General features: G+C 31.4%; 24 protein-coding genes and 1 pseudogene. 13 read left to right on the top strand and 12 right to left on the bottom strand.

Annotated features, from left to right (window positions below; all coding sequences use genetic code 11):
* Window positions 1–30: 30 nt before the first annotated feature.
* From ACZYT4_RS09590 to ACZYT4_RS09575, 4 genes are all read left to right on the top strand, one after another.
* Window positions 31–360 (top strand): PTS sugar transporter subunit IIB, encoded by a 330-nt coding sequence (locus tag ACZYT4_RS09590; protein ID WP_463785094.1) that lies wholly within the window; start codon window positions 31–33, stop codon window positions 358–360.
* 1 nt (window position 361) lies between these two features.
* The gene (locus ACZYT4_RS09585) at window positions 362–1,816 is read left to right on the top strand and encodes a family 1 glycosylhydrolase (protein ID WP_463785092.1); all 1,455 of its coding nucleotides are present in this window, start codon (window positions 362–364) and stop codon (window positions 1,814–1,816) included.
* A 21-nt stretch (window positions 1,817–1,837) separates the two neighbouring features.
* Window positions 1,838–2,182, top strand: coding sequence for a TIGR04076 family protein (locus tag ACZYT4_RS09580; protein WP_463785089.1), 345 nt, complete (start codon window positions 1,838–1,840; stop codon window positions 2,180–2,182).
* Between the two features lie 100 nt (window positions 2,183–2,282).
* Entirely contained in the window at window positions 2,283–2,546 is a 264-nt protein-coding gene (locus ACZYT4_RS09575; protein ID WP_463785087.1) for a DUF2624 family protein, read from the top strand.
* Window positions 2,547–2,642: 96 nt separating this feature from the next.
* Here ACZYT4_RS09575 and ACZYT4_RS09570 read toward each other — a convergent pair whose 3' ends face one another.
* The 11 genes from ACZYT4_RS09570 to ACZYT4_RS09520 form a co-directional block, all read right to left on the bottom strand.
* Window positions 2,643–3,503 (bottom strand): YitT family protein, encoded by an 861-nt coding sequence (locus tag ACZYT4_RS09570; RefSeq protein ID WP_463785085.1) that lies wholly within the window; start codon window positions 3,501–3,503, stop codon window positions 2,643–2,645.
* Between the two features lies 1 nt (window position 3,504).
* On the bottom strand, window positions 3,505–4,902 hold the full coding sequence (locus tag ACZYT4_RS09565; RefSeq protein ID WP_463785084.1) for an amidohydrolase: 1,398 nt from the start codon (window positions 4,900–4,902) through the stop codon (window positions 3,505–3,507).
* 12 nt (window positions 4,903–4,914) lie between these two features.
* Entirely contained in the window at window positions 4,915–5,829 is a 915-nt protein-coding gene (locus tag ACZYT4_RS09560) for an AEC family transporter (RefSeq protein ID WP_463785082.1), read from the bottom strand.
* Window positions 5,826–6,974, bottom strand: coding sequence for a M20/M25/M40 family metallo-hydrolase (locus tag ACZYT4_RS09555; protein WP_463785080.1), 1,149 nt, complete (start codon window positions 6,972–6,974; stop codon window positions 5,826–5,828). Before ACZYT4_RS09555 ends, ACZYT4_RS09560 begins: the two co-directional genes overlap by 4 nt.
* Before the next feature lie 10 nt (window positions 6,975–6,984).
* Complete coding sequence (locus tag ACZYT4_RS09550; RefSeq protein WP_463785077.1) at window positions 6,985–7,476, bottom strand: RDD family protein; 492 nt, start codon at window positions 7,474–7,476, stop codon at window positions 6,985–6,987.
* A gap of 47 nt (window positions 7,477–7,523) precedes the next feature.
* Complete coding sequence (locus tag ACZYT4_RS09545) at window positions 7,524–8,810, bottom strand: PTS sugar transporter subunit IIC (RefSeq protein WP_463785074.1); 1,287 nt, start codon at window positions 8,808–8,810, stop codon at window positions 7,524–7,526.
* A gap of 16 nt (window positions 8,811–8,826) precedes the next feature.
* Window positions 8,827–10,233: a 6-phospho-beta-glucosidase gene (locus tag ACZYT4_RS09540; protein WP_463785072.1), complete on the bottom strand. Its 1,407-nt coding sequence runs from the start codon at window positions 10,231–10,233 to the stop codon at window positions 8,827–8,829.
* Between the two features lie 121 nt (window positions 10,234–10,354).
* The gene (locus tag ACZYT4_RS09535; protein ID WP_463785069.1) at window positions 10,355–11,248 is read right to left on the bottom strand and encodes a MurR/RpiR family transcriptional regulator; all 894 of its coding nucleotides are present in this window, start codon (window positions 11,246–11,248) and stop codon (window positions 10,355–10,357) included.
* Window positions 11,249–11,392: 144 nt separating this feature from the next.
* On the bottom strand, window positions 11,393–12,157 hold the full coding sequence (locus ACZYT4_RS09530; protein ID WP_463785066.1) for a DUF4143 domain-containing protein: 765 nt from the start codon (window positions 12,155–12,157) through the stop codon (window positions 11,393–11,395).
* Window positions 12,158–12,344: 187 nt separating this feature from the next.
* Window positions 12,345–12,467, bottom strand: coding sequence for an AAA family ATPase (locus ACZYT4_RS09525; RefSeq protein ID WP_463785063.1), 123 nt, complete (start codon window positions 12,465–12,467; stop codon window positions 12,345–12,347).
* A 44-nt stretch (window positions 12,468–12,511) separates the two neighbouring features.
* Window positions 12,512–12,739, bottom strand: coding sequence for an AAA family ATPase (locus tag ACZYT4_RS09520; RefSeq protein ID WP_463785061.1), 228 nt, complete (start codon window positions 12,737–12,739; stop codon window positions 12,512–12,514).
* Between the two features lie 364 nt (window positions 12,740–13,103).
* On the opposite strand from ACZYT4_RS09520, the gene ACZYT4_RS09515 reads away from it, so the two are divergent.
* From ACZYT4_RS09515 to ACZYT4_RS09475, 9 genes and pseudogenes are all read left to right on the top strand, one after another.
* Complete coding sequence (locus tag ACZYT4_RS09515; RefSeq protein ID WP_463785059.1) at window positions 13,104–14,102, top strand: LTA glycolipid anchor biosynthesis glycosyltransferase, IagA/BgsA family; 999 nt, start codon at window positions 13,104–13,106, stop codon at window positions 14,100–14,102.
* 82 nt (window positions 14,103–14,184) lie between these two features.
* A complete protein-coding gene (locus ACZYT4_RS09510; protein ID WP_463785057.1) occupies window positions 14,185–15,012 on the top strand; it encodes a Cof-type HAD-IIB family hydrolase in 828 nt (275 codons plus the stop codon).
* Window positions 15,006–16,163, top strand: a pseudogene (locus ACZYT4_RS09505) (trans-sulfuration enzyme family protein). The gene ACZYT4_RS09510 and the pseudogene ACZYT4_RS09505 overlap by 7 nt, the downstream one beginning before the upstream one ends.
* Before the next feature lie 17 nt (window positions 16,164–16,180).
* Entirely contained in the window at window positions 16,181–16,987 is an 807-nt protein-coding gene (locus ACZYT4_RS09500) for a Cof-type HAD-IIB family hydrolase (protein WP_463785054.1), read from the top strand.
* A gap of 4 nt (window positions 16,988–16,991) precedes the next feature.
* Window positions 16,992–17,804 (top strand): alpha/beta hydrolase, encoded by an 813-nt coding sequence (locus ACZYT4_RS09495; RefSeq protein ID WP_463785051.1) that lies wholly within the window; start codon window positions 16,992–16,994, stop codon window positions 17,802–17,804.
* Window positions 17,805–17,882: 78 nt separating this feature from the next.
* Window positions 17,883–19,004 carry an aldo/keto reductase gene (locus ACZYT4_RS09490; protein WP_463785049.1) on the top strand — a complete coding sequence of 374 codons (1,122 nt, stop codon included), beginning with the start codon at window positions 17,883–17,885 and terminating at the stop codon, window positions 19,002–19,004.
* Between the two features lie 113 nt (window positions 19,005–19,117).
* Window positions 19,118–19,813, top strand: a complete 696-nt coding sequence (locus tag ACZYT4_RS09485) for a gamma-glutamyl-gamma-aminobutyrate hydrolase family protein (RefSeq protein ID WP_463785047.1) — start codon at window positions 19,118–19,120, stop codon at window positions 19,811–19,813.
* A gap of 89 nt (window positions 19,814–19,902) precedes the next feature.
* Entirely contained in the window at window positions 19,903–20,295 is a 393-nt protein-coding gene (locus tag ACZYT4_RS09480) for a cupin domain-containing protein (protein WP_463785045.1), read from the top strand.
* Window positions 20,296–20,315: 20 nt separating this feature from the next.
* Window positions 20,316–21,200 carry a DUF362 domain-containing protein gene (locus tag ACZYT4_RS09475; RefSeq protein ID WP_463785044.1) on the top strand — a complete coding sequence of 295 codons (885 nt, stop codon included), beginning with the start codon at window positions 20,316–20,318 and terminating at the stop codon, window positions 21,198–21,200.
* Between the two features lie 86 nt (window positions 21,201–21,286).
* Here the strand turns inward: ACZYT4_RS09475 and ACZYT4_RS09470 are convergent, their stop codons facing one another.
* Complete coding sequence (locus ACZYT4_RS09470; RefSeq protein ID WP_463785042.1) at window positions 21,287–22,126, bottom strand: LysR family transcriptional regulator; 840 nt, start codon at window positions 22,124–22,126, stop codon at window positions 21,287–21,289.
* Window positions 22,127–22,223: the final 97 nt, after the last annotated feature.

Raw genomic sequence — 22,223 nt, 5'->3', positions numbered from 1 at the left:
ATTGAAGCTACAAGAGAAGGAGGAATAGAAATGATTAGAATTTTATTAGCGTGTGCAGGAGGTATGTCAACGAGTTTGCTTATGAACAAAATGAAAGAAGAAGCAGACAAAAGAGGTATTGAAGTTAGTGTAGATGCTGTAGGAGAAAAAACGATAGGAGATCATGTAGGTAAATTTGATGTTTTATTATTAGGGCCACAAGTCAGATATGTTTTAAAGAATGCTCAAGATATTGTTGGAGATAAGGCACCATTGGATGTCATTGATATGCGTGATTATGGAACAATGAATGGAGCAAAAGTTTTAGACAAAGCATTAAAGATGTATGAGGAATTTTATCATAAGAAAGTAGGAGAATAAGATGTCATTACCTAAAAATTTTTTATGGGGTGGTGCAACCGCTGCACATCAGTTTGAAGGAGCTTATTTGGAAGATGGAAAGGGATTATGCAGTGGAGATGGCAGAAATCATATTCAAAGACGTGTAACTTATACTTTACCAGATGGTCAATACGGTTCACAATTTGTCTTTCCATATAAAGATCTACCACAAGGAGCAAAGTTAATTTGTCATGAAAATGAATTTTATCCAACACATGAAGCTAGTGATTTTTATCATTACTATAAAGAAGATATTGCACTTATGGCAGAGATGGGTTTTAAATGTTATCGCATGTCAATCAACTGGGCAAGAATATTACCACATGGCGATGATGAATTGCCAAATGAAAAAGGACTAGAATTTTATGATCGTGTTTTTGATGAGTGCTTGAAATATCATATTGAACCAGTCGTGACCTTATTACATTTTGAAACACCAGTTTCTCTTATCAATAGGTATGGAGCATGGATTGATCGTCGCTGTGTTGATGCATTTGTCAAATATTGTCATATAGTCATGAAGAGATATCAACATAAAGTCAAATATTGGATGACATTTAATGAGATTAATAATATGGAAATTTTACCTCTTTATGCAGGTGGATTATTAAAAAATGATGATCAATCTAAAGCAACTGCGACTTATCATCAATTCATTGCCAGTGCAAAAGTTGTTAAAATGGCTCATGAAATCAATTCTGAAATGAAAGTGGGTATGATGATTGCTTATACAGCCGCTTATGCTTTAACTTGCCATCCACGTGATGAATTGAAATTAATGAAAGACAATCAAATAAGACATTTTTACTGCGATGTACAATGTCGAGGACATTATCCAAAATATAAGTTAAAAGAATATCAAAGAAAAGGAATTCAATTACCTGTTTTAGAAGGTGATCAACAAATATTAAAAGAAGGAATTGTTGATTATATAGGATTGAATTATTATTCAAGTTCTTGTGTCAGTGGTGATGAAAATCAGGAAACGACAACAGGAAACATGACAACTTCAGTTATTAATCCATACTTGAAAACGAGCGAATGGGGATGGTTGGTTGATTCTGTTGGATTACGCATTGCTTTAAATCAGCTCTATGAAAGATATGAATTACCATTATTTATTGTTGAAAATGGTTTAGGTGCTATTGATCATATGGAAAATGGACAAATCCATGATATTTATCGTATTGAATATTTAAAGGAACATATTCATGAAATGAAAAAAGCTGTAGAAGAAGATGGTGTAGATTTAATGGGGTACACACCATGGGGATGTATAGATGTTATTTCTGCTGGAACAGGAGAAATGAGGAAAAGATATGGCTTAGTTTATGTAGATAAAGATGATAATGGAAATGGAACTTATAAGCGATATAGAAAAGATTCGTTTTATTGGTATCAAAAAGTGATACAATCAAATGGAGAAGAAATATAAGTTAAAGGAGATATGATGAAAATGGCAAAAGTAAAAATTACAGTTATTGATAAGAAATGCTATCCAGAATTACAAAAAGAATATTGTATGGAACCAGATGTAGGACCATGTCCTATGTTTGAAGTTGGGCAAGAGTTTATTATTGAAAAGGGAAATGGAAAAGATGATTTTTGGCATATGATGGATGGAAAGTTCTGTAGTGAAGCATGGGATTGTGTTAGCCGTTATATTTATGCTGGACTTCAGGGTGGTTCTATTATGAAGGGCTGGATGAAAAGAGAAAACGAAATGATTGCTTGTTGTAATGATGGAACAAGACCCGTTATTTTTAAAATTGAAAGATTGGATGAAGAAGTATCTGAATAGGTCCTTTTTCAAATTATGAAAGGGTTTTCTTGGCAAATTGATTGCAAACTTAACCATAAAAGTATTATAATTATTTTAATAGAAAAGGAGGTTGGTTTATATGTTTAGTCTGTTTGATATTAATCATCGTTTACAGAAATTAACTTTAAGCAGAATTAAGCAAATGTGTCGTCGTAATAAGACTGTCATTGATGATCAGAAACTTAAAGTTATTTTGAAGATTATCAAGGATAATCCTCATGCTGTTATTGATGAAGATTATCATCCTTTGTTATTGGTAGAGATTAGTAAAGAAACCAACCTAGAGGTTTCAAAACGATTTAAGCCAATATTAGAAAACTATATCATGCAAGAAATTAAGTAAAATATGAAGCTCAGATGTCTGAGCTTTTTCTTTTGTCAAAAAAACCACGTTTTATGCGTGGTTAAATATTTAAATACAGGGCTTTTTTGTTATGATTTACTCTAATGGTTTTTGATAAAATTGACCTTTAATATCTTTTGAACGAATGATATTGATAAAGACAGAAGGATCAAGATTTTTACATAAATGACTGACATGTCTCACTTCATCAGCACCTATGACAGTATATAAAATTGTTTTTTGCTCATGTGTATAACATCCTTCTCCTTGAATCAAAGTCACTCCATGATGTGTATATTTCATAATTTCTTGACTTAAAAGATGGGGTTTTTGTGTAATGATGATAAGAGTAATCTTATGATCTTTTTGATGGAAATTTTCAATGATTTGCGTTGAAACAAATTGAAAAATTATAGAATACATGGCTGCTTCAAAGCCAAATAGAAAACCAGCAAAAATTAATATAAGCATATTAAAAATAAAAATAAAATTCCATGATGGTTGTTTTAATTTATATGATAGATAGATAGCGACAAAATCAGTTCCTCCACTTGAAGCTCCGCCATATAAAGCAATTACAATTGCAATACCATTCAAAATTCCACCAAATACAGCAACAAGTAATGGATCATATGTTATAGGAGTACTGGGAATGATATCAACAAGAAAAGAATTTAAAATAATCATTAAAATAGAATAACTTGTAAATTTTTTTCCTATAAAATAAAAACCGATAAGTGCAGGGATAGCATTAAGAGAGATGTTAATAATAAAATAGGGGATATTCATTTCAAAGAATTGATAAAATGATCTTTGTAATAATAGGGATAATCCATTAAAGCCACTAGGAATGAGACCGACAGCATTAACAAAAGTTTTAATATTAAAGGACATTATAAGTGATGCAAGCAAAACGCATAGAAAACAAAATAGATACTTTTTTAAAAAATGATACATTTTAACGATTGAAATATTCTTGAGGAATTGGACATACGTATTCTTGATTGTGAGTACGTTTTTTTTGTTCTTGTTTTGCTTGTAAAATAATGTTTTTATCTTCAAATAAATGAATACATGTTTGAAAAAGAACTTCGCTAGCGTATAGCATACCTTTTATTGCATAGCTGGATGTACCTTGTGCAACTTGAATCCAAGAATGTGGTTGTGTTCCTAAGCAGAAACAGGCGCAATGAAGTTGAACGAGAGGAACGATTTGACTGACATCCCCCATATCTGAAGAAGCAGTTTCAATAACATCTTGTGGAGAATAGGGGAGAATGAAATCGCCGTATGGATGCTCCTGACATAAATTTTTTCTATAGTCTAATTGAAAAGCAGGAATTAAACCTAGATCATGATACCAATCATCACCAATGATTTTACGATAATTATCAATATATTGTTTTTCTTCATTGGTGTACTGAGGTAAAGGAATTTTTTGCATAACCTCATAGACAAGTGTCCCCAAAGTATCATTAGGAATTACATTGCTGACGGCTTTATTAAAAGCAATATCAACTGTTGTCCCTGTCATTAAAGCTGCGCCTTTGGCGATATTTGAGACTCTTTCAAAAAGTTTTTGGACAGTTTGATTATTTCGACTGCGAATGAGATAGAGAACTTCTGCTTCTGATTGAACAACATTTGGAGATATTCCACCTGTATTTGTTATGGCATAATGGATACGATCTGTCATTTCCATATGTTCTCTTAAATAATTGACTCCAATATCCATAAGCTCAACAGCATCTAAAGCACTTCTACCTTTTTCAGGGGCAGAACCAGCATGACTGCTTAATCCATGGAAACGAAAATAATATTGACAATTAGCAAGCATACTTCCCATCATAACAGTATTCATAGTACTTGGATGCCAAGTCAGGGCAATATCAATCTGATTAAAGATACCAGAACCAGCTAAATACGTTTTACCTGCACCATTTTCTTCAGCAGGACAACCAAAAATAACAATAGAACCACAGTTAGGATGATGGTCAATATATTCTTTTATTAATAAGGCAGCACCAACAATACCGGTTCCTATTAAATGATGGCCACACCCATGACCATTATTTGTTTCTTCTCTGGGACAATATGTGAAATAATCTGCTTTTTGACTTAAGCCATTTAAAGCATCATATTCAGCTAATAATCCAATAACTGGTTTTTGATGTCCATAAGTTGCTTTAAAAGCAGTCGCTATACCAGCTACGTTTTTTTCTATTTGAAATCCATATGAAGCTAAAGTTTTTGTCAGTAATTCAACAGTTTTAAATTCTTGATAACCTAATTCAGAAAAGGACCAAATTTGTGAATTAATAGATTGCAATAAATCTTTATATTGATGAATACTCATAAAATAAACCTCCTATATTAAAAAGAAATATACAAGTAAAGGAATCGTTATCACAGAAAGTAGTGTAGAAATAAAGATTGTCTGTACAGCCAATTGTTCGTTTTGATGATAAGTTTTAGCATATAATGCAGCGCTATTCGCTACTGGCATAGCTAATATAATGAGAGCAATTCCTTTGACGATATCGTTTTGAATCAACTGAAATAAAGGCATAAAACCGATTGGTAATATAAAATTAATAAAAATACAGAATAGATAAATACGACCCTGACATAACATTTGCTTAATATCATATTGTGACATAGTCAAACCAATAATAAACATGGATAATGGAGTTGTCATATTTCCGATACTTGTACAGAAATCAGCGATAGGTGTGGGAATTGGTACAGAAAAGATATATATGATAAAAGCTAATAAAGAGGAAATAATACCAGGGGTCATTAATTTTCGAAAGGAAAAATGAAATTCATGTTGATTTTGATAATTCATCATTAAAATACCAATAGAAAATAAAGAAATATTAAAGCCAATGTTAATCATAGCAGTGTATAACAAAGCACCTTGTCCATAGATAGATTGAATCAAAGGGAATCCCATAAAACCAACATTGGGGTAACTGATCATAAACATATATAAAGATGCATCTTTTTGAATATGCAATACTTTTATGATGACATAGGCAATGATGGGTAATAGAAATACTAATAAAAAGCTGGCATAGAGAATATCTATAATTGGCATTTGATCAAAATGAGAAGTTGTAACGGAAGATAAAATCAAAAAAGGCATAGTGATATTCAAAACAAATTTTGTTAGATCATTGGAAAACTGATAATGAAAAAGATGACATTTACCTATGAAAAAACCTAAACAGATCATCATGAATAATTGGAGCAATTGTATCAAAATAACAGTTATACTCATATACGTAACTCCCAATCAACATATTGAAGAATTAATGCCATAGCAACCTGAAATCCTATAGGAATACTGTTTATATCAATCCATTCATGGTAAGTATGAGCATCACCGCCAATGATTGTGCCAATTGTATTTGCGCAAATTCCATATGATAAAGGAATATTAGAATCAGTCGAATTTTCGCATAGAATAACATCTTTTTTATAGAAGTGTTGAATGATGTTCAGATTTCTATTTGTAAATTTTTCCATTTTTTCTTGTGATAAAGGTCCATTACCAGGACGTTCTCCTAATACTTTGATTTGAATATCAACATGTTTATTATTTATATGATGAATGATGTTTTGAAATGACTGTTCCATAATATCAAGACATTGTTGACTTGACGAACGAAATTCATATGTGACAGAAGCGTGGTTAGCGATAACATTGATTGCACTTCCACCTTCTATTTTTCCGAAATTAAAAGTTGTTTTTGCTTCTGTTGGCAAAGAAATTTGATTGAGTTGTGTAATTATCTTTGCAATCCAAGTGATTGCATTTTCTTGACCAAAATTAACATAGGAGTGACCACCATCTGTTGTGACATCAATCTGATAACGTTTGGAACCAACTGCACAGCAGGTACATTCATTTAAATAGCCATCCAAAGAAATGAATTCTTTAATCTGTGAATGGTATTTTTCAATGATTTCACGACAACCCATTGAATTTCCTAGACCTTCTTCTCCTGAGTTAATAACAAATAAGATTTGATATTTAGGTTTAAGTTTCTTTTCGATCATATATTTTATTGTCATTAACATATTGACCATATTAGCTGTATCATCTCCAATACCTGGGGCAAAAAGTTTGTCATCAATTTGTTGAACTTGGATATCCTGAATATCAGGAAAAGCAATGTCATTGTGAGCCATAATCACGATGATTTTGTCATTGCAATACCCTTCAATAGGACAGATCACATTATGAACATGATCCATATATGCATTTGCACCTAGTGATAATAGCCAATTCAAACAAAAAGTAGCACGCTTTTTTTCATGAAAAGTTGGAGAAGGAATTTCTGTCAGTTTTTTTAATAATTGAATATTTTCTTCAAAATGCTGTTGAATATATATTGTTTCTTCATATGTTAAATAATCCATAAATAACTCCTTATTGAATCTCTGTTTTAGCCACACGATCATATAAAGCAATGTGATTTCTATGACAAAGCATATAAATAATCATAATGACAGATAGAATGAAAACGAATGTATTGATATAAGGTGTTAATGAAATTGAAGAAAACAAAGAAATAAACTGAACGATTAAAGAGGTCAAAGAAGTTAAGCAAAGCATATATATGCATTGTCTGATGCATAATGAAGAAAAAGAGGAGTAGCTGATTTTATATTTCATAATTTTCTTCCCAATCGTTTGTCCATGAAAGAAATATGGAATGATAAGAAAATATAGGATGAGTGCGAATATGCTTAGTAAGAGTAAAATGGAAGATATTGGTTGAGAAAATAAAGAGATATCTTGAGAAATCTGATGAAATTGATAATATGTAGCGAGTGAAATAGGAATTGTAGATAAAAGTGTACCTAAGTATAAATCAATAAAGTAAGCAAAAGCCCTTTTTATAAGTGATATATTATTCATTTTTTATCCCTCCTGTGAAAAAAGGCATGTTTTTCATGCCTTTTGTTTTATTGTCTTGTAGCAATTTGTTCATTATCATATTCTTGCTTATCCTGCATTTTAAAGAATGGATAATAGATGGCCATACTGACAAGAATGAGAACAATTTGCAAAACAGCACCTTGCCAACCACATAATAAGAATCCTGAAATAATAGGTGGAGTTGTCCAAGGGACTTCAACACCAATGCTTACTGGAACTAATCCAAAGAATGTAGTAGCATAAGTTACTATAGCAACAGCAATATTCGCGATAATAAATGGAATTGCCATAATTGGGTTGAGAACAATTGGTAATCCAAAGACAATAGGTTCATTGATATTGAATAAAGCAGGTACAATAGATAATTTTCCTAATGCCTTATATTGAGATGATTTAGCAGTAAGAAGAATCACAATAGCTAAACCTAAAGTTGCAGCAGTTCCTCCAATTTTAACAAAGTTAGCAATAAATTGATAATTGACGATATTGGTAGCGGCTTGTCCTAATTCAAGTGCAGCAGCATTTTCAGCTGAAAGTGATCTCCAAATAGGATTCATAACAGCAGAAACAATAGAAGAACCATGTAAACCAAAGCACCATAAGATAGCTTCAATAAATAGCACAATACAAGTTGCTGGTAAAGTACTACCTAGTGATTGTAATGGCTGTTGTAGGATTGTAAAAATAAAGTTTTGTGCACTACCAAAGTCAGTGTTTACAAAAATTAGTCGAATAATATTGAAGATAATAAAGATAATGGCAGCTGGAATTAAAGATTCAAATGGTTTTGCTACGTTTTGTGGGACAGCATCAGGAAGTTTAATTGTCCATCCTCTATTTAAAATAAAACGATATATTTCAACTGCTAAACAAGATGAAATAATAGCTAAAAATAAACCAGAAGCACCAAAATTATCGATTGGTAATCCTTTAGCATTGTCTGCATCTACAATCAAAGGAGTGAGCATAAAATAAGAGACGAAAGCAACGATAATAGATTCACGACTTCCAATTTTATAATGATTTGCTAAAGATTTAGCAATTCCTACAACAACATATAATGACATCAAACCATAGCTGATACGATATGGAAACATAAAGATATCATTCCAGTTTTCTCCTAATATACCAGCCATAAATTCTTCATAACCATTTATTGGAATACTTGTTAATAATAGAAATATAGATCCTACAATAATAATTGGCATAACACCAAAAAAACCTTCTTTGATAGCTGTCAAATATCTATTGCTACTAATTTTCATAGCAATAGGGACAAGCTTTTCATTCATTTTTTCGAACACACTATTCATTTTTTACCCTCTTTCCTTAATCAAATTTTGTTTGACCATTTGTTTCAATGACTTTCTTATACCAATAAAAAGATTTCTTTAAGTAACGTTTTAATGTTCCTTTTCCCTCATCATCTTTATCAACATAAATAAAACCATAGCGTTTTCTCATCTCACCTGTTCCTACTGAAACAATATCAATAGGACCCCAACAAGTATATCCAATAACATCAACATCATCTTCTTGAATGGCCTGCTTTAAAGCTTCAATATGACTTCCTAAATATTCAATACGATAATCATCCTGAATAGATCCATCTTCTTCAATATGATCAATAGCTCCCAAACCATTTTCAACAACAAATAAAGGTAATTGATAACGATCATAAAGCTCATTTAATGCAATTCTTAGTCCAGTTGGATCAATTGGCCAATCCCAATCATTTCTCTTGAGATATGGATTAGAACGTTCAACAATCAGTTCTTTGCCATCAGGACTTGAAGCAATCGAAGAAAAATAATAACTAAAGCCAATAAAATCAACTTTTCCTTCTTTTAAAATATCTTCATCTCCTTCTTCCATAGAAAGAGTTGCTCCCATACGTTTGAGCTGAGCTGTACATGTATTAGAATAATATCCTTTACACATAACATCTCCATAGTAGAAATTAGGCATCATATGATATCTTCTTGCAAGAACATCATTAGGATGACAAGTCTTAGGATAAGTTGTTGGATATTGGAACATACATCCTATTTTTAAAGTGGGATCAATGCGATGAGCCAATATAACTGCTTTTGCACTTGCTAGCATCATATTATGAGAAACAAGGACTTTCACATCTGCAGGGTTTTCATTTTCCTGATAAATAATTCCAGCTTGATGATATGGTTGTTTTTGATTCATTGTTTCGTTGATTTCATTAAAAGTCATCCAGTATTTGACTTTATGATGATATCTACGGAAAATAACATCACAATAATGTTCAAAGAAATCAATTAGCTTTCGATTTCTCCATGAACCATATTTCTGAACAAGATATAATGGCGTTTCATAATGTGAAATCGTAACAATGGGCTGAATACCATATTTAAGTAATTCATCGAAAACCTGATCATAAAAAGCTAAGCCTTTTTCATTGGGTTGTTCTTCATCACCATGTGGGAAGATTCTTGGCCAGTTAATTGACATACGGAAACATTTGAATCCCATTTTTGCAAACAAAGCAATATCTTCTTTATAATGATGATAGAAATCAACACCTTCATGACTCGGATAATAACAATCCTCATGAACGTAGCTATGAATTTCTCTGGGAACGCCATGACGAGCTCCCATTTCCACATCAGCAATGCTTAAACCTTTACCATCTTCAAGATAGGCACCTTCATATTGATTTGCTGCTGTGGCTCCTCCCCATAAGAAATTGTCCCTTATTTTCATATAAAAACCTCCTTGCATGTTTAAATATACATGCAAAGAGGCTTAAAAAAAATATGTGTTGAACATCATTTAACACTGTTAAAAAATTTGTCAAAAAAACGAAACAGAAAATTGAACAGTGTTATTTTTTGTCGGCATCATCAATTAAAATAGGATTGCTAGAACTACGTTTATTTTCAAATTTATGAGTAACATTCATTTTATATTCAAGATTGTCAGCATAATTTAGTGAAAAATAAGTTGCATATAAAGTGTCCAAAAGAAAGAAAATTGATAGATTACTATTAAAATTTGCAATATTATGAGTTAATCTTTCTCTAGTAGAAATAAAAAGATTGATATCACTCATCTGATTTAATGTGTTTTCTCCAAAAGATGTCATAGAAATAAATGGAATCTTTTTGATAATGCAGGTTTGTGCCATGTCAATAATATTTCCTGTTTCACCAGAGTATGAAATAAAGATGACACAATCACGATTCGTAATACAATTCATTTCATATCTTTGATAATTTAAGTTATTCGTAATATAAACGTTTTTTCCTATTTTCATCATTTTTTCTTTAAATGATTCTGCAATGTTAAGTGCAGTACCAAAAGAATAAATATGAATATTTTGAGCTTTAGATAATGTGAGAACAGCTTTTTGTAGGGAATCATGATGTAATAAAGATAATGTATCTTTAATTGTTTCTTCATAAAGAGTTCCCATTTTATTAGCAATCATAAAAAAAGTATCTTTTTCATTGAAAGGAATATTAGGATCAACATTTCCAAATTGTTGGTCAAGATATTCTATTTCTTTTAAATAAGCACTTTTAAAATGATCAAATCCTTTAACACCAACTTTTTCACATAGATTCAAAACCGTTCCTGGAGATGTATATGTTTCTCTGGCAATTTTTCTGGCTGAAATATCTTTGATATCTTCACCAAGATTAATAATATAATCAGCGATAATCATTTCACTCTTTGAAAAATTTTCTTTTTGAATTAATTTATCAACTAAAAGCATAAACCCACACTCCTTATGTCGTTATTGTAACATATTATTCTTAAAGAAATCATGTGATTTTTATGACTTATTATTTAGAAATTTTAGGAAATATTTCAATGATTTTTCTTGATATGTCTTTGATGAGGAGAGAAGACATATAAGCTATTCTATTTTTATAGAATAGTAGATTTTATATAAATGGTGCGAAATACATAGGCATAAATTGTATACCATTTTCTTGTTTGTAGTCTTTTTGTGAAAAGATATAACAGTTCTTAATGTGTTTCGAATATTTTTTGTAAATTCACATATAGAATCATGTTTACCCAATCCTGAAGATTTGACTTCAATAGCTGAAATTTTACTACCATCAGAAATTAAAAAGTCTATCTTATAATAATGAGTGCTATTTTCTTTATCCCATGTATGATAATATAATTCCCTATCTTTTGAAGCTAACAACTGAGCCATTAAATTTTCATATAGATACCCTAAATTTGCTGGTAATTTATCAGAAAGAAGTTTAGCATATATTTCATTTTCTGTAATAGGTCGATCAATAAACATAAGTGTTACAAATAATCCTGTATCGGATAAATAGAGTTTATAGCTATTTAAATCCTTCGTTAAAGTCAAACTCACTCTTGGGTCAGTTGAATTGTAGCATGGTAATACAGTTTTAGAATCAAATAAATCAAATAATAATTCTTCTTTAAACGTTGTTCTCTTTTTGAGTGCAGAAGAAATACGATATTTTTTAAGGTCTTTAGCTAATTGAGAAGGGATTGAATGATAAAGTGCAGAAATTTTTCCAGATGGATCTATTTTTTTAAAATCTTCTTCATACAAATGAATGATTTGGCGTTTGACGTTATCTATAGTAGAAAAATTATTTCCATTAACATATGCTTCAACGGCTTGAGGCATACCCCGACTGCCATATAAATTCTAATGTCTCTCATAAGTTTTCTATTCACTTCTTGACCAATGGCTGTTTTCATATCAAACAGTTGTTTGATTAAATTGTAATTATTTCCTGTCGCATTGCAGAATTCCTCATAATCCATAGGATACACTTCAATCTTCATTTCTTCAGAAGGAATTAAGATATCTTTCACATTTTTTTAATGGATATCAAAGAACCGGTTTCAATATAATGATATCTTCCATCTTTTACCAAATGCTTAATGGCTTGTCTAGCTTTAGGAAATAACTGTACTTCATCAAAGATAATCACTGATTCATGTTCATATAAATTAATTCCAGTAATTGCCTGTAACCTTAAAAAAACATATTTAAATTATTAATATCATCAAAGCAAGATAATATATCAGGTGAAGCAATTGAAAAATCTATAAGAATATATGATTTATATTCATTTTCGGCAAATAATTTGGCTATTGTTGATTTCCCTACACGTCTTGCTCCCTCTAATAAAACAGCATAGTTATCAGCATAATGAGATTTCCAATCTGCTAACTTATCATAAGCTTTTCTTTTAAAATACATGGTAACCACTCCTTTATTGCGTTTCTTCAATATTATTTTAGACTAAATAATGCATTTCTTCAAAATTATATATTTTAAGATTTGATATTGATATGAAATCCATATGTTTATATTATGATTTATGAGATTATAATTATTCATTAATTTTTTGGCTTTGAATTACAAATCACAAAACGCGTTCATTCTTTACATCACATTATTCATTGCAGGCAATCAACAAATAAAGGGCTTTGTTTATGAAGAGAATTATCCATTTTATTATTATAGAGGGCAAAAATTTGAACTCTTTTTTAGAAAATCTTTCATAATTTTTTTCATTATTATTCATTTTTATATGTATAGTGAAGATAGGAAAGGTGATATTATGAAGGTTTTATTATACTTTGAAAATCAGAATTTGATAAAAAAATCAGGTATAGGGAGAGCACTTAAACATCAAATCAAAGCATTACAGTCACAGGGCATAGAATATACTTTAGATCCTCAGGATTCTTTTGATATTGCACATATCAATACTGTTGGACTACAAAGTCAATGGCTTATACATCGTTGTCATCAGATGGATAAAAAAGTGATTGTTCATGCACATAGTACAGAAGAGGATTTTAGAAATTCTTTTATTTTATCTAACCAGATATCATTTCTATTTAAAAAACGATTAAAGACAGTTTATTCAAAAGCAGATTGTTTGATTACACCAACAGTATATTCAAAGAAACTTATTAGCCATTATGTGGATAAAAGTATACCTATATATGCCATTAGTAATGGCATTGATATTGAAGAATATCATGATAATAAAGATAGTATTCAATTATTTAGACAATATTTTCATTTGACGTTGCAACAAAAAGTTGTCATTTGTGTTGGATTGTTTTTTCAAAGAAAAGGTATATTAGACTTTATTGAAATAGCTCAAAAACTGCCTCAATATACTTTTATCTGGTTTGGAGATATATCTTTATATACTATACCCAGTCATATTCGTCATGTGATTAAACATCATCCACCAAATGTGATTTTTCCAGGTTATATAACTGGAGATGTTATTAAAGGTGCTTATTGTGGAGCAGATGCATTTTTCTTTCCAAGTTATGAAGAAACAGAGGGAATTGTTGTTTTAGAGGCATTAGCTTCTTATCAACAGGTTATTATCCGAGATATACCGGTTTATGAGGATTGGTTGACACATGGGAAAAATTGTTATAAAGGAAAGGATAATGATGAATTTATTGAATTAATACAAAATGTTGTAGAAAAGAGATTTCCACACTTGGGTAAAGAAGGAAGAAAAGTTGCAGAAAAACGTTCGCTTCAAAGAGTAGGGCAACAGCTTAAAAGTGTATATCAATCAGTTATTTGATGTGCTTGGCACATCTTTTTGATTAAGGGTTGCATTTTCGATTTTAGCCATTGTACAATGTTTAAAAAGAGGGAGGAAAACGATGAAAAAAATAGAAATGGTTGTGATGGATATGGATGGGACATTGTTAACATCTCAACAAAAAATACTCCCATATACAAAAGAGATTTTAATGCATTTACAAGAACAAGGGGTTGCCCTTGTTCTAGCAAGTGGGAGAGATGTGAATAGTTTAGAATTTTATGGAAAACAATTGGATATGCATCACTATTTACAAAGTGGATATATTGTATTAAATGGTTTAGAGATTTATAACTCAAAAAAAGAATGTTTAGATGCTAAAAAGAGGTTATCAAGAGAAGATATTTTTATTTTAGATGAAATTGCTCAAAAATCATTATTTGATATGGTTATTTTCTTTGAAAAATGCTTGTATATTTTAAATCATGGAAACACAGGGATTATGGAAGAACATTTTATGGATAGAGAAAAGCATCATATTGACGATGTCAAAGATATTCCTCAAGAATTATTTACATCAGTTAAGAAAGTAGCTTTTATTCAAAATGAAACAATCATCCAAGATCTTTTACCTGACATTCAAAAACAAATGTCTGAGCGATTTGAAATATGTAAAGTAGAAAAAGATTGGATAGAAATCAATCCAGCACATGCGACAAAAGGTCAAGCTCTGCTTCAATTATCAAAGATGAAAAAGATATCAATAGAAAATGTGATTGCCTTTGGCAATGGTGAAAATGATATAGACATGTTGAAGATAGCAGGTTGTGGTGTTGCGATGGAAAATTCATTTGAAACGGTGAAGGCGGTTGCTGATGATGTCTGTTTAGATAATGAACATGATGGTATCGGTATTTATTTAAAAGAAAGGATGGCAGAATCATGTTAGATCAAGATAATATATGTTTGTCAATAGAAAGACAGCAGGCAAAATATAAAAGTATTTCCCCGGAAATCGTGCAAACATCATCATTTCAATTTGATAATTTTCAACATTATGTAAATGTCAATACGAATTATGAAGCAGCATATACATATACAAGAGGAGAGAATCCAACACTGGCAATCTTAGAAAAGAAGATAGCAAAACTGGAAAAAGGAGAATGCGCAAAAGTTTTTGCTTCAGGAATGGGAGCCATCAGTGCCACAATATTAAGCCTTATCCAACAAAAAGAACATATTTTGATTGTGAATACTGTCTATGGTTCATCAGTGAAATTGATTCAAAGTCTCAATCGCTTTGGTGTTGAGAGTACAAAAATAGATATTTCTTCAACAGAAGATATTTTTAAATTTGTTAAAGAGAATACAAAAATGATTTATTTTGAAAGTCCATCTTCGCAAAAATTTGAAATGCTGGATTTAGAAATGATCAGTCAGTTTGCAAAAGAAAGACATATTATCACAGTGATTGATAATACATGGGCGACACCTCTGTTTCAAAATCCTTTAGTACATGGTATTGATATTGTCATTCATTCATGTTCGAAATATATAGGTGGACATAGTGATTTGGTTGGAGGTGTTGTTGTTTCGCATCAACATTATATACAAAAAATAGATTAATTTGGACAAATACTTTTAGGTGCCACAATGTCACCTATGAATGCCTGGCTGGCTTTAAGAGGTTTAAGAACATTACCAGTTCGTTTGAAACATCAAGAAGAAAGTGTCAAACAAATGATTCAATTTTTACAGCAGGATGAACGCATTCAGAAAATTTATCATCCCTTAGTTCATACGGAGCCTCATCTAAGAGATAAGTATTTAAAAGGTTATGGAAGTTTATTGGGATTTGTATTAAAAGATGCCTCGCCAGCCATTATTGAAACTTTTATTGATTCCCTGCAACATTTCACTTTAGCATATAGCTGGGGAGGATTTGAGAGTTTGGTTATGCCCGTATTTAAAGGAAATAATCAACAAGAGCTTAAACAAAGAGGATTGGATATGGGGCATATGAGAATGTATATTGGTTTGGAAGAAGTGAATCTTCTTATAGAAGATATTCAAAATGCATTGGATTGTGCTTATAAATAATAAGAGGGGAGATAATCATGATGAAAATGGCCTTTTTTGATATTGATGGAACTTTAATCAATGCACAAAATGGGATGATGGAACCTGATAAAGAGACAAAAAAAGTATTGAAACAATTTCAACAACAAGGAAATAAAATTATTATTGCTTCAGCAAGAGGTGTGATTCCTGATGGTTTAAAAGATATTCATTTTGATGGCTATATTTTCAGTGATGGTCATTACATTGTTTATGATGATCAAGTTCTCATTGATGATATGATGACTTTATCAGAGATTCAAAAACAGATGGAAGTCTATCAGAAATATCATGGTCGTGCAATGTTTTATGGACGTCATCAGGAATGGTGTAGCTGTATCGAAGATGAATTAGTTAAAAAACATCGTATAATGTTCCAGGGGACTGATCAAAAACCGGATGGTGTTATAGAACAATTTCAACCTCAAGATATACAATCCATCAGTTGTTGTGTTTTGTTTGAAACGGTTGATCAATTATGGAATGCATACCATGAATTAGAAAATGATATGACTATGGTTGCCTATGATCAAGGATTAATTCGTATGGATGTTTATCATAAGGGCTACAAAAAAGGAACGGCATGTCAGTATTTGTATCAAAAGCTAGGAGTTTCTCAAGACAATACTTATGCTTTTGGAGATGGCATTAACGATATTGAAATGTTTGAACTGGTTGGACATGGTATTGCAATGGGAAATGCTGTGAATCCATTGAAGAAGGTTGCAGAATATGTCACAGATGATGTTGAACATCAAGGGATTGTTCAAGCATTTCAAAAGTATTTTGGCATAAAGGAGGAATAAAACAATGGCACTTGTACAAGTTGATTTTTTATCAGAGAAGTTAATGAGAACAGTCACAATTAATGCGATTATCCCAGTTGATAAAAATTCAAATCAGCCACAAAAGAAATTAAAAACTTTGTATTTACTTCATGGGATATTTGGTAATTATACAGATTGGGTATCAGGGACACGTATTCAAAGATGGGCACAGGATCATGATTTGGCTGTGATTATGCCTTCAGGAGAAAATAAATTTTATGTAGATAATGAAAACTCTCATGAATATTATTCACAATTTATTGGAGAAGAACTCGTTCAAATCACCAGAGCTATGTTTCCTCTTTCTCATAAGAGAGAAGATACTTTTATTGCAGGATTATCAATGGGTGGTTATGGAGCCATCATTAATGGTTTGAAATATCATCAGACTTTTGGCTATATTGCAGGATTATCTTCAGCTTTATTGATTGATACTTTTGTGAATGCAAAAGATGGAGATGATGTTCCATATATGTATAAAAGAAGTTATTTGACATCCGTTTTTGGAAATCTTGATGAACTCAAAGGAAGCGATAAAGATTATAAAGCTTTGATTGAGAAGTTAGATAAGAAAGATATTCCAGCTATGTATATGGCATGTGGTGTAGATGATCCTTTGATCAAAGAAAATAGAGATTATCGTGACTTCCTTAAAGCTCATGATATTTCAGTGACATATGAAGAAGGAAAAGGGGCACATGAATGGGATTTTTGGGATCGATATATTGAACATGTGCTAGCATGGTTACCAATTAATGAAAAAAATGAAGGGCTAAGTAGTGGACATATAGCATAAAAATGAAAAAAAATTAACTTGACCTCGAGTTAACTTTAGAGTGTATAATAAGCATGATGATGAATAGGAGGAAAAATTATGGCAAAAAAACTTGGTTTTGGATTAATGAGACTACCATCACTTGATGAAAATGATCCTTCAAAGATTGATATTGAACAAGTGAAGAAAATGGTTGATACTTTTATTGATAATGGTTTTACATATTTTGATACCGCTTGGATGTATTGTGGTTTTAATAGTGAAAATGCTGCAAGAGAAGCATTGGTAGAACGTCATGATCGTCAGAGCTATACACTAGCTACAAAATTACATTCTGGTTTTATTCAAACAAAAGAAGATAGAGATAAAATCTTTAATGAACAGTTGAAGAAAACAGGTGTAGAATATTTTGATTATTATTTACTTCATGATATTAATACACATAGTATTGAAATTTATAATCAATTAGATTGTTTTACTTGGATTCAAGAAAAGAAAAAACAAGGTTTAGTGAAAAAGATTGGATTCTCTTTCCATGATGGTCCTGAATTATTAGAAAAAGTTTTACAGGAACACCCAGAATTTGAATTTGTTCAATTACAAATCAATTACTTGGATTGGGATAGTGTTGGTGTACAATCACGTAAATGTTATGAAGTTGCAACTAAATATCATAAACCAGTCATTGTCATGGAACCAGTCAAAGGTGGAACTCTTGCGAAAGTTCCAGAAGAAGTTGAAAAGATGTATAAAGATTATCATCCAGATATGTCCGTTCCTTCTTGGGCTATTCGTTTTGCAGCAAGTCTTGATAATGTCATGATGGTTTTAAGTGGTATGTCAAATATGGAACAATTACAAGATAACATTTCATATATGAAAGATATGAAACCATTAAATGAGGAAGAATATCAATTGGTATATAAAGCTGTAGACATGATTAACTCAACAATTGCGATTCCATGTACAGGATGTTCATATTGTACAGAAGGTTGTCCAATGCATATTGCTATTCCTAAATATTTCTCTTTATATAATGCAGATTTACAGGAAGTGGAAGAAAAAGGATGGACACCTCAAGGTGAATATTATGCTAATCTTACAAAAACATTTGGTAAAGCTAGTGAATGTATTGGATGTGGTCAATGTGAATCTGTTTGTCCACAACATTTACCTATCATTGAAGATTTACAAAAAGTTGCTGCACATTTTGAAAAATAGAAACATTCAGAATCAGTTGAAAAGCTGATTCTTTTTTATGATGTCAAAAAGTTTGAAAAACGCATATATTATGTTATATTAGTTGGCATAAACATATGAAAAGGGGACGAGATATGAAAAAAAGAATAGGTATAACATGTAGTGAAGAATTACAAAATGATAAATACGTTCATTTCATTAATCATGATTATTTACATGGAATGATTGAAGCGGGAGCTGTTCCTGTTTTATTACCACCCATTCCTGTAGAAGATATTGAAATGCAAATTGAATCTATAGATGGTTTAATGGTTATTGGGGGTTGTGATGTCAATCCGTTGGTTTATAATCAGGAACCACAGCCATTATTAGGGGAAACAGATTATCCTAGAGATTTATATGAAATAGCTCTTATTCAGGCATGTGCCCAAAAGAAACTGCCTATCTTTGGTGTTTGTCGTGGATTGCAAGTCATCAATGTCGCTTTTGGCGGAACGCTTTATCAAGATCTTTCCTATGCTCCACAGAAAACTTTCTTACATTCTCAAAAAGAAAGAAAAGAATGTGCAAGCCATATAATGAAAGTTGAAAAAAATAGTTTTTTATATCCTATTTTTCAAGATAAAGGATATGTGAACAGCTTTCATCATCAGGCCATTGATCAGTTAGGTGAAAATTTAAAAGCAGTCGCATGGAGTGATGATCAAATTATTGAAGCGATTGAACATACATCTTTACCTGTGACAGCCGTTCAATTTCATCCTGAAGGTATGTGCGCAACAGATAAAAAAATGCAGGAAATCTTTAATCAGTTTATTAGACAATGTTAATGCTTTTTAAGCATTGTTAATGATGAAATTTAAGTATTAGATATTTGAAAAGACACGTTATATAATAAGAGCAGATAGGAGGTTATATAATGAAAGATGTAAAAACATTGTTCCCAATTGGAACTGAAAATACTGCATTTGCTCAATATTTTATTGGTCAAAGTTATTTGGCCCCACTAGCTGAAAGTTTACCAGTCAGCAACGTGACATTTGAACCAGGATGTAGAAATAATTGGCATATTCATCATAAAGGTGGACAAATTTTACTTGTGACTGATGGAAGAGGATGGTATCAGGAATGGGGAAAACCTGCCAGAGAATTAAAACCTGGTGATACTGTAGATATTCCACCAGAAGTGAAACATTGGCATGGAGCTGCAAAAGATAGCTGGTTTTCTCATATTGCTATTAGTGTACCTGCAGAAGGTGCCTCTAATGAATGGTTAGAACCTGTTACTAATGAAGAATACAACAAGTTATAGGTTCTAAAGAGGGCTTTGATATGGAAAAAGCAAAAGTTTATTTTATTAAAGATATCACACCAGAAAACTTGATCAAAGCATATGAAGTTTTAGGGAAAAAACTGGAAGGCAAAGTTGCAGTGAAAATGCATTCTGGTGAAAAAGGCAATCAGAACTATTTAAGACCTGAATTCGTGCAGGATGTCATCAAACATGTCAATGGGACTGTTGTAGAATGCAATACTGCCTATGCAGGAGCTAGAAATACAACAGAAAAGCATAAGAAGCTTATTGAAGAACATGAATGGACAAAGTATTTTCCATTTGATTTGTTGGATGAAACAGGACCAGATATGGAACTGGATATCCCTAATGGAAAAATCTTAAAGAAAAATTATGTTGGAAAAGATTTAGCTAAATATGATTCATTGATGGTCTTATCACACTTTAAAGGACATGCTATGGGTGGTTATGGAGGAGCATTGAAACAACTTTCTATTGGTTGTGCCTCATCAGCAGGAAAGACATTAATCCATACAGCCGGAGTGACAGATGATCAATATGTTTTATTTGATAATCTACCTGAGCAGGATCGTTTTCTCGAAGCGATGGCAGATGCAGCCTCAAGTGTTGTAGATTACTTTAAAGGTAATGCTGTCTATTTGAATGTGATGAAGAACATATCAGTAGACTGTGATTGTGATGGACATGCAGCACCACCATGCATGAAAGATATTGGTATTCTTGCAAGTCTTGATCCTGTTGCAGTAGATCAGGCATGTCTGGATTTGGTTTATCAATCAGATGATCAAGGGAAAGAAGCATTGATACAAAGAATCGAATCATTACATGGAGTTCATACTATTGAAGCAGCAGCTGATTTAGGAGTTGGAACACGTGAATATGAACTGATAGAAATAGAATAATTGTATAAACTCTATTTTCAGTAAATGATATATAAAATAAAAAAATCTAAGGCTTAAGATGAATGATATTCTAGGCTTTAGATTTTTTATAATTGATAAAGTAATGATTTTAAAGTGACTTCATTTTCTTTCAGATACCAACAGTAAAATGTAGCATGGGCTGCTTCATCCTCAATAGGAATAATGACTCTGTTTTGAGGCATTTGTTCTGTTTTCATCACATAATCAGATGTGAATGATGGTAAGGTGGAAAGTTCCACAAGATCATAAAAAACACTGCGATCATTTTGAATTAAAAACTTGGTGTTTGGCATTTTTTCTTTGTGCATCTGATGCCAGAATCCAATGTTAGACATCAATAACATTCTTTCACCATCCATTTCTTTAAGAGAAATGGCTTTTTTATGAATGAAGGGATGTGATTTTGGTAAAGAAAAGAAGAGATTTTCTTTCATGAAAGAAATACTTTCGATTTGTTCATCCTCAATACTATAAGGCATAATAATCATCGTGTATGTCTTCTCTTTTAAACCAGTTATTAAGACATTCATATCTCTAATCTCTGTTAAAATAGTTTTTTGAGGATAGGATTGAGAAACTTTTTGACCCAGATATTGCAATGGTGCTGGAGCGCAGGAACCAATAGAAAATGTATGCAATTTACGGTCAAATTCTATCAGTTGCTTTTTCATATCTTTTGCATCACTGACAATTCTTTTGGCATGTTTAACAGCAAGTAGCCCAGTTTCATTGAAATGAATTCTATTTTTTGTACGATAAAATAAAGGAACTTCCAATTCTTCTTCTAGTTTTTGCATTGAGCGTGTTAATACAGGTTGAGAAATATGTAATTGTTCAGCAGCTTTTGATAAAGTTTCATATTCATCAAAGGCTATTAAATGTATAAGTTGTTCTAGTTCAATCATTTTGATACCTCACTATTCTATTTCATTATAGCAGATTTCAATATTGATATTGTACAAATTTTATAAAAACACTTAAAATAAATGCTGAAAGAAGGTG

Source organism: Massilimicrobiota sp. mt181 (genome assembly GCF_055420065.1).
The sequence above is the reverse complement of the archived record's forward strand: the minus strand, read 5'-3'. Positions and strand labels throughout refer to the sequence as shown.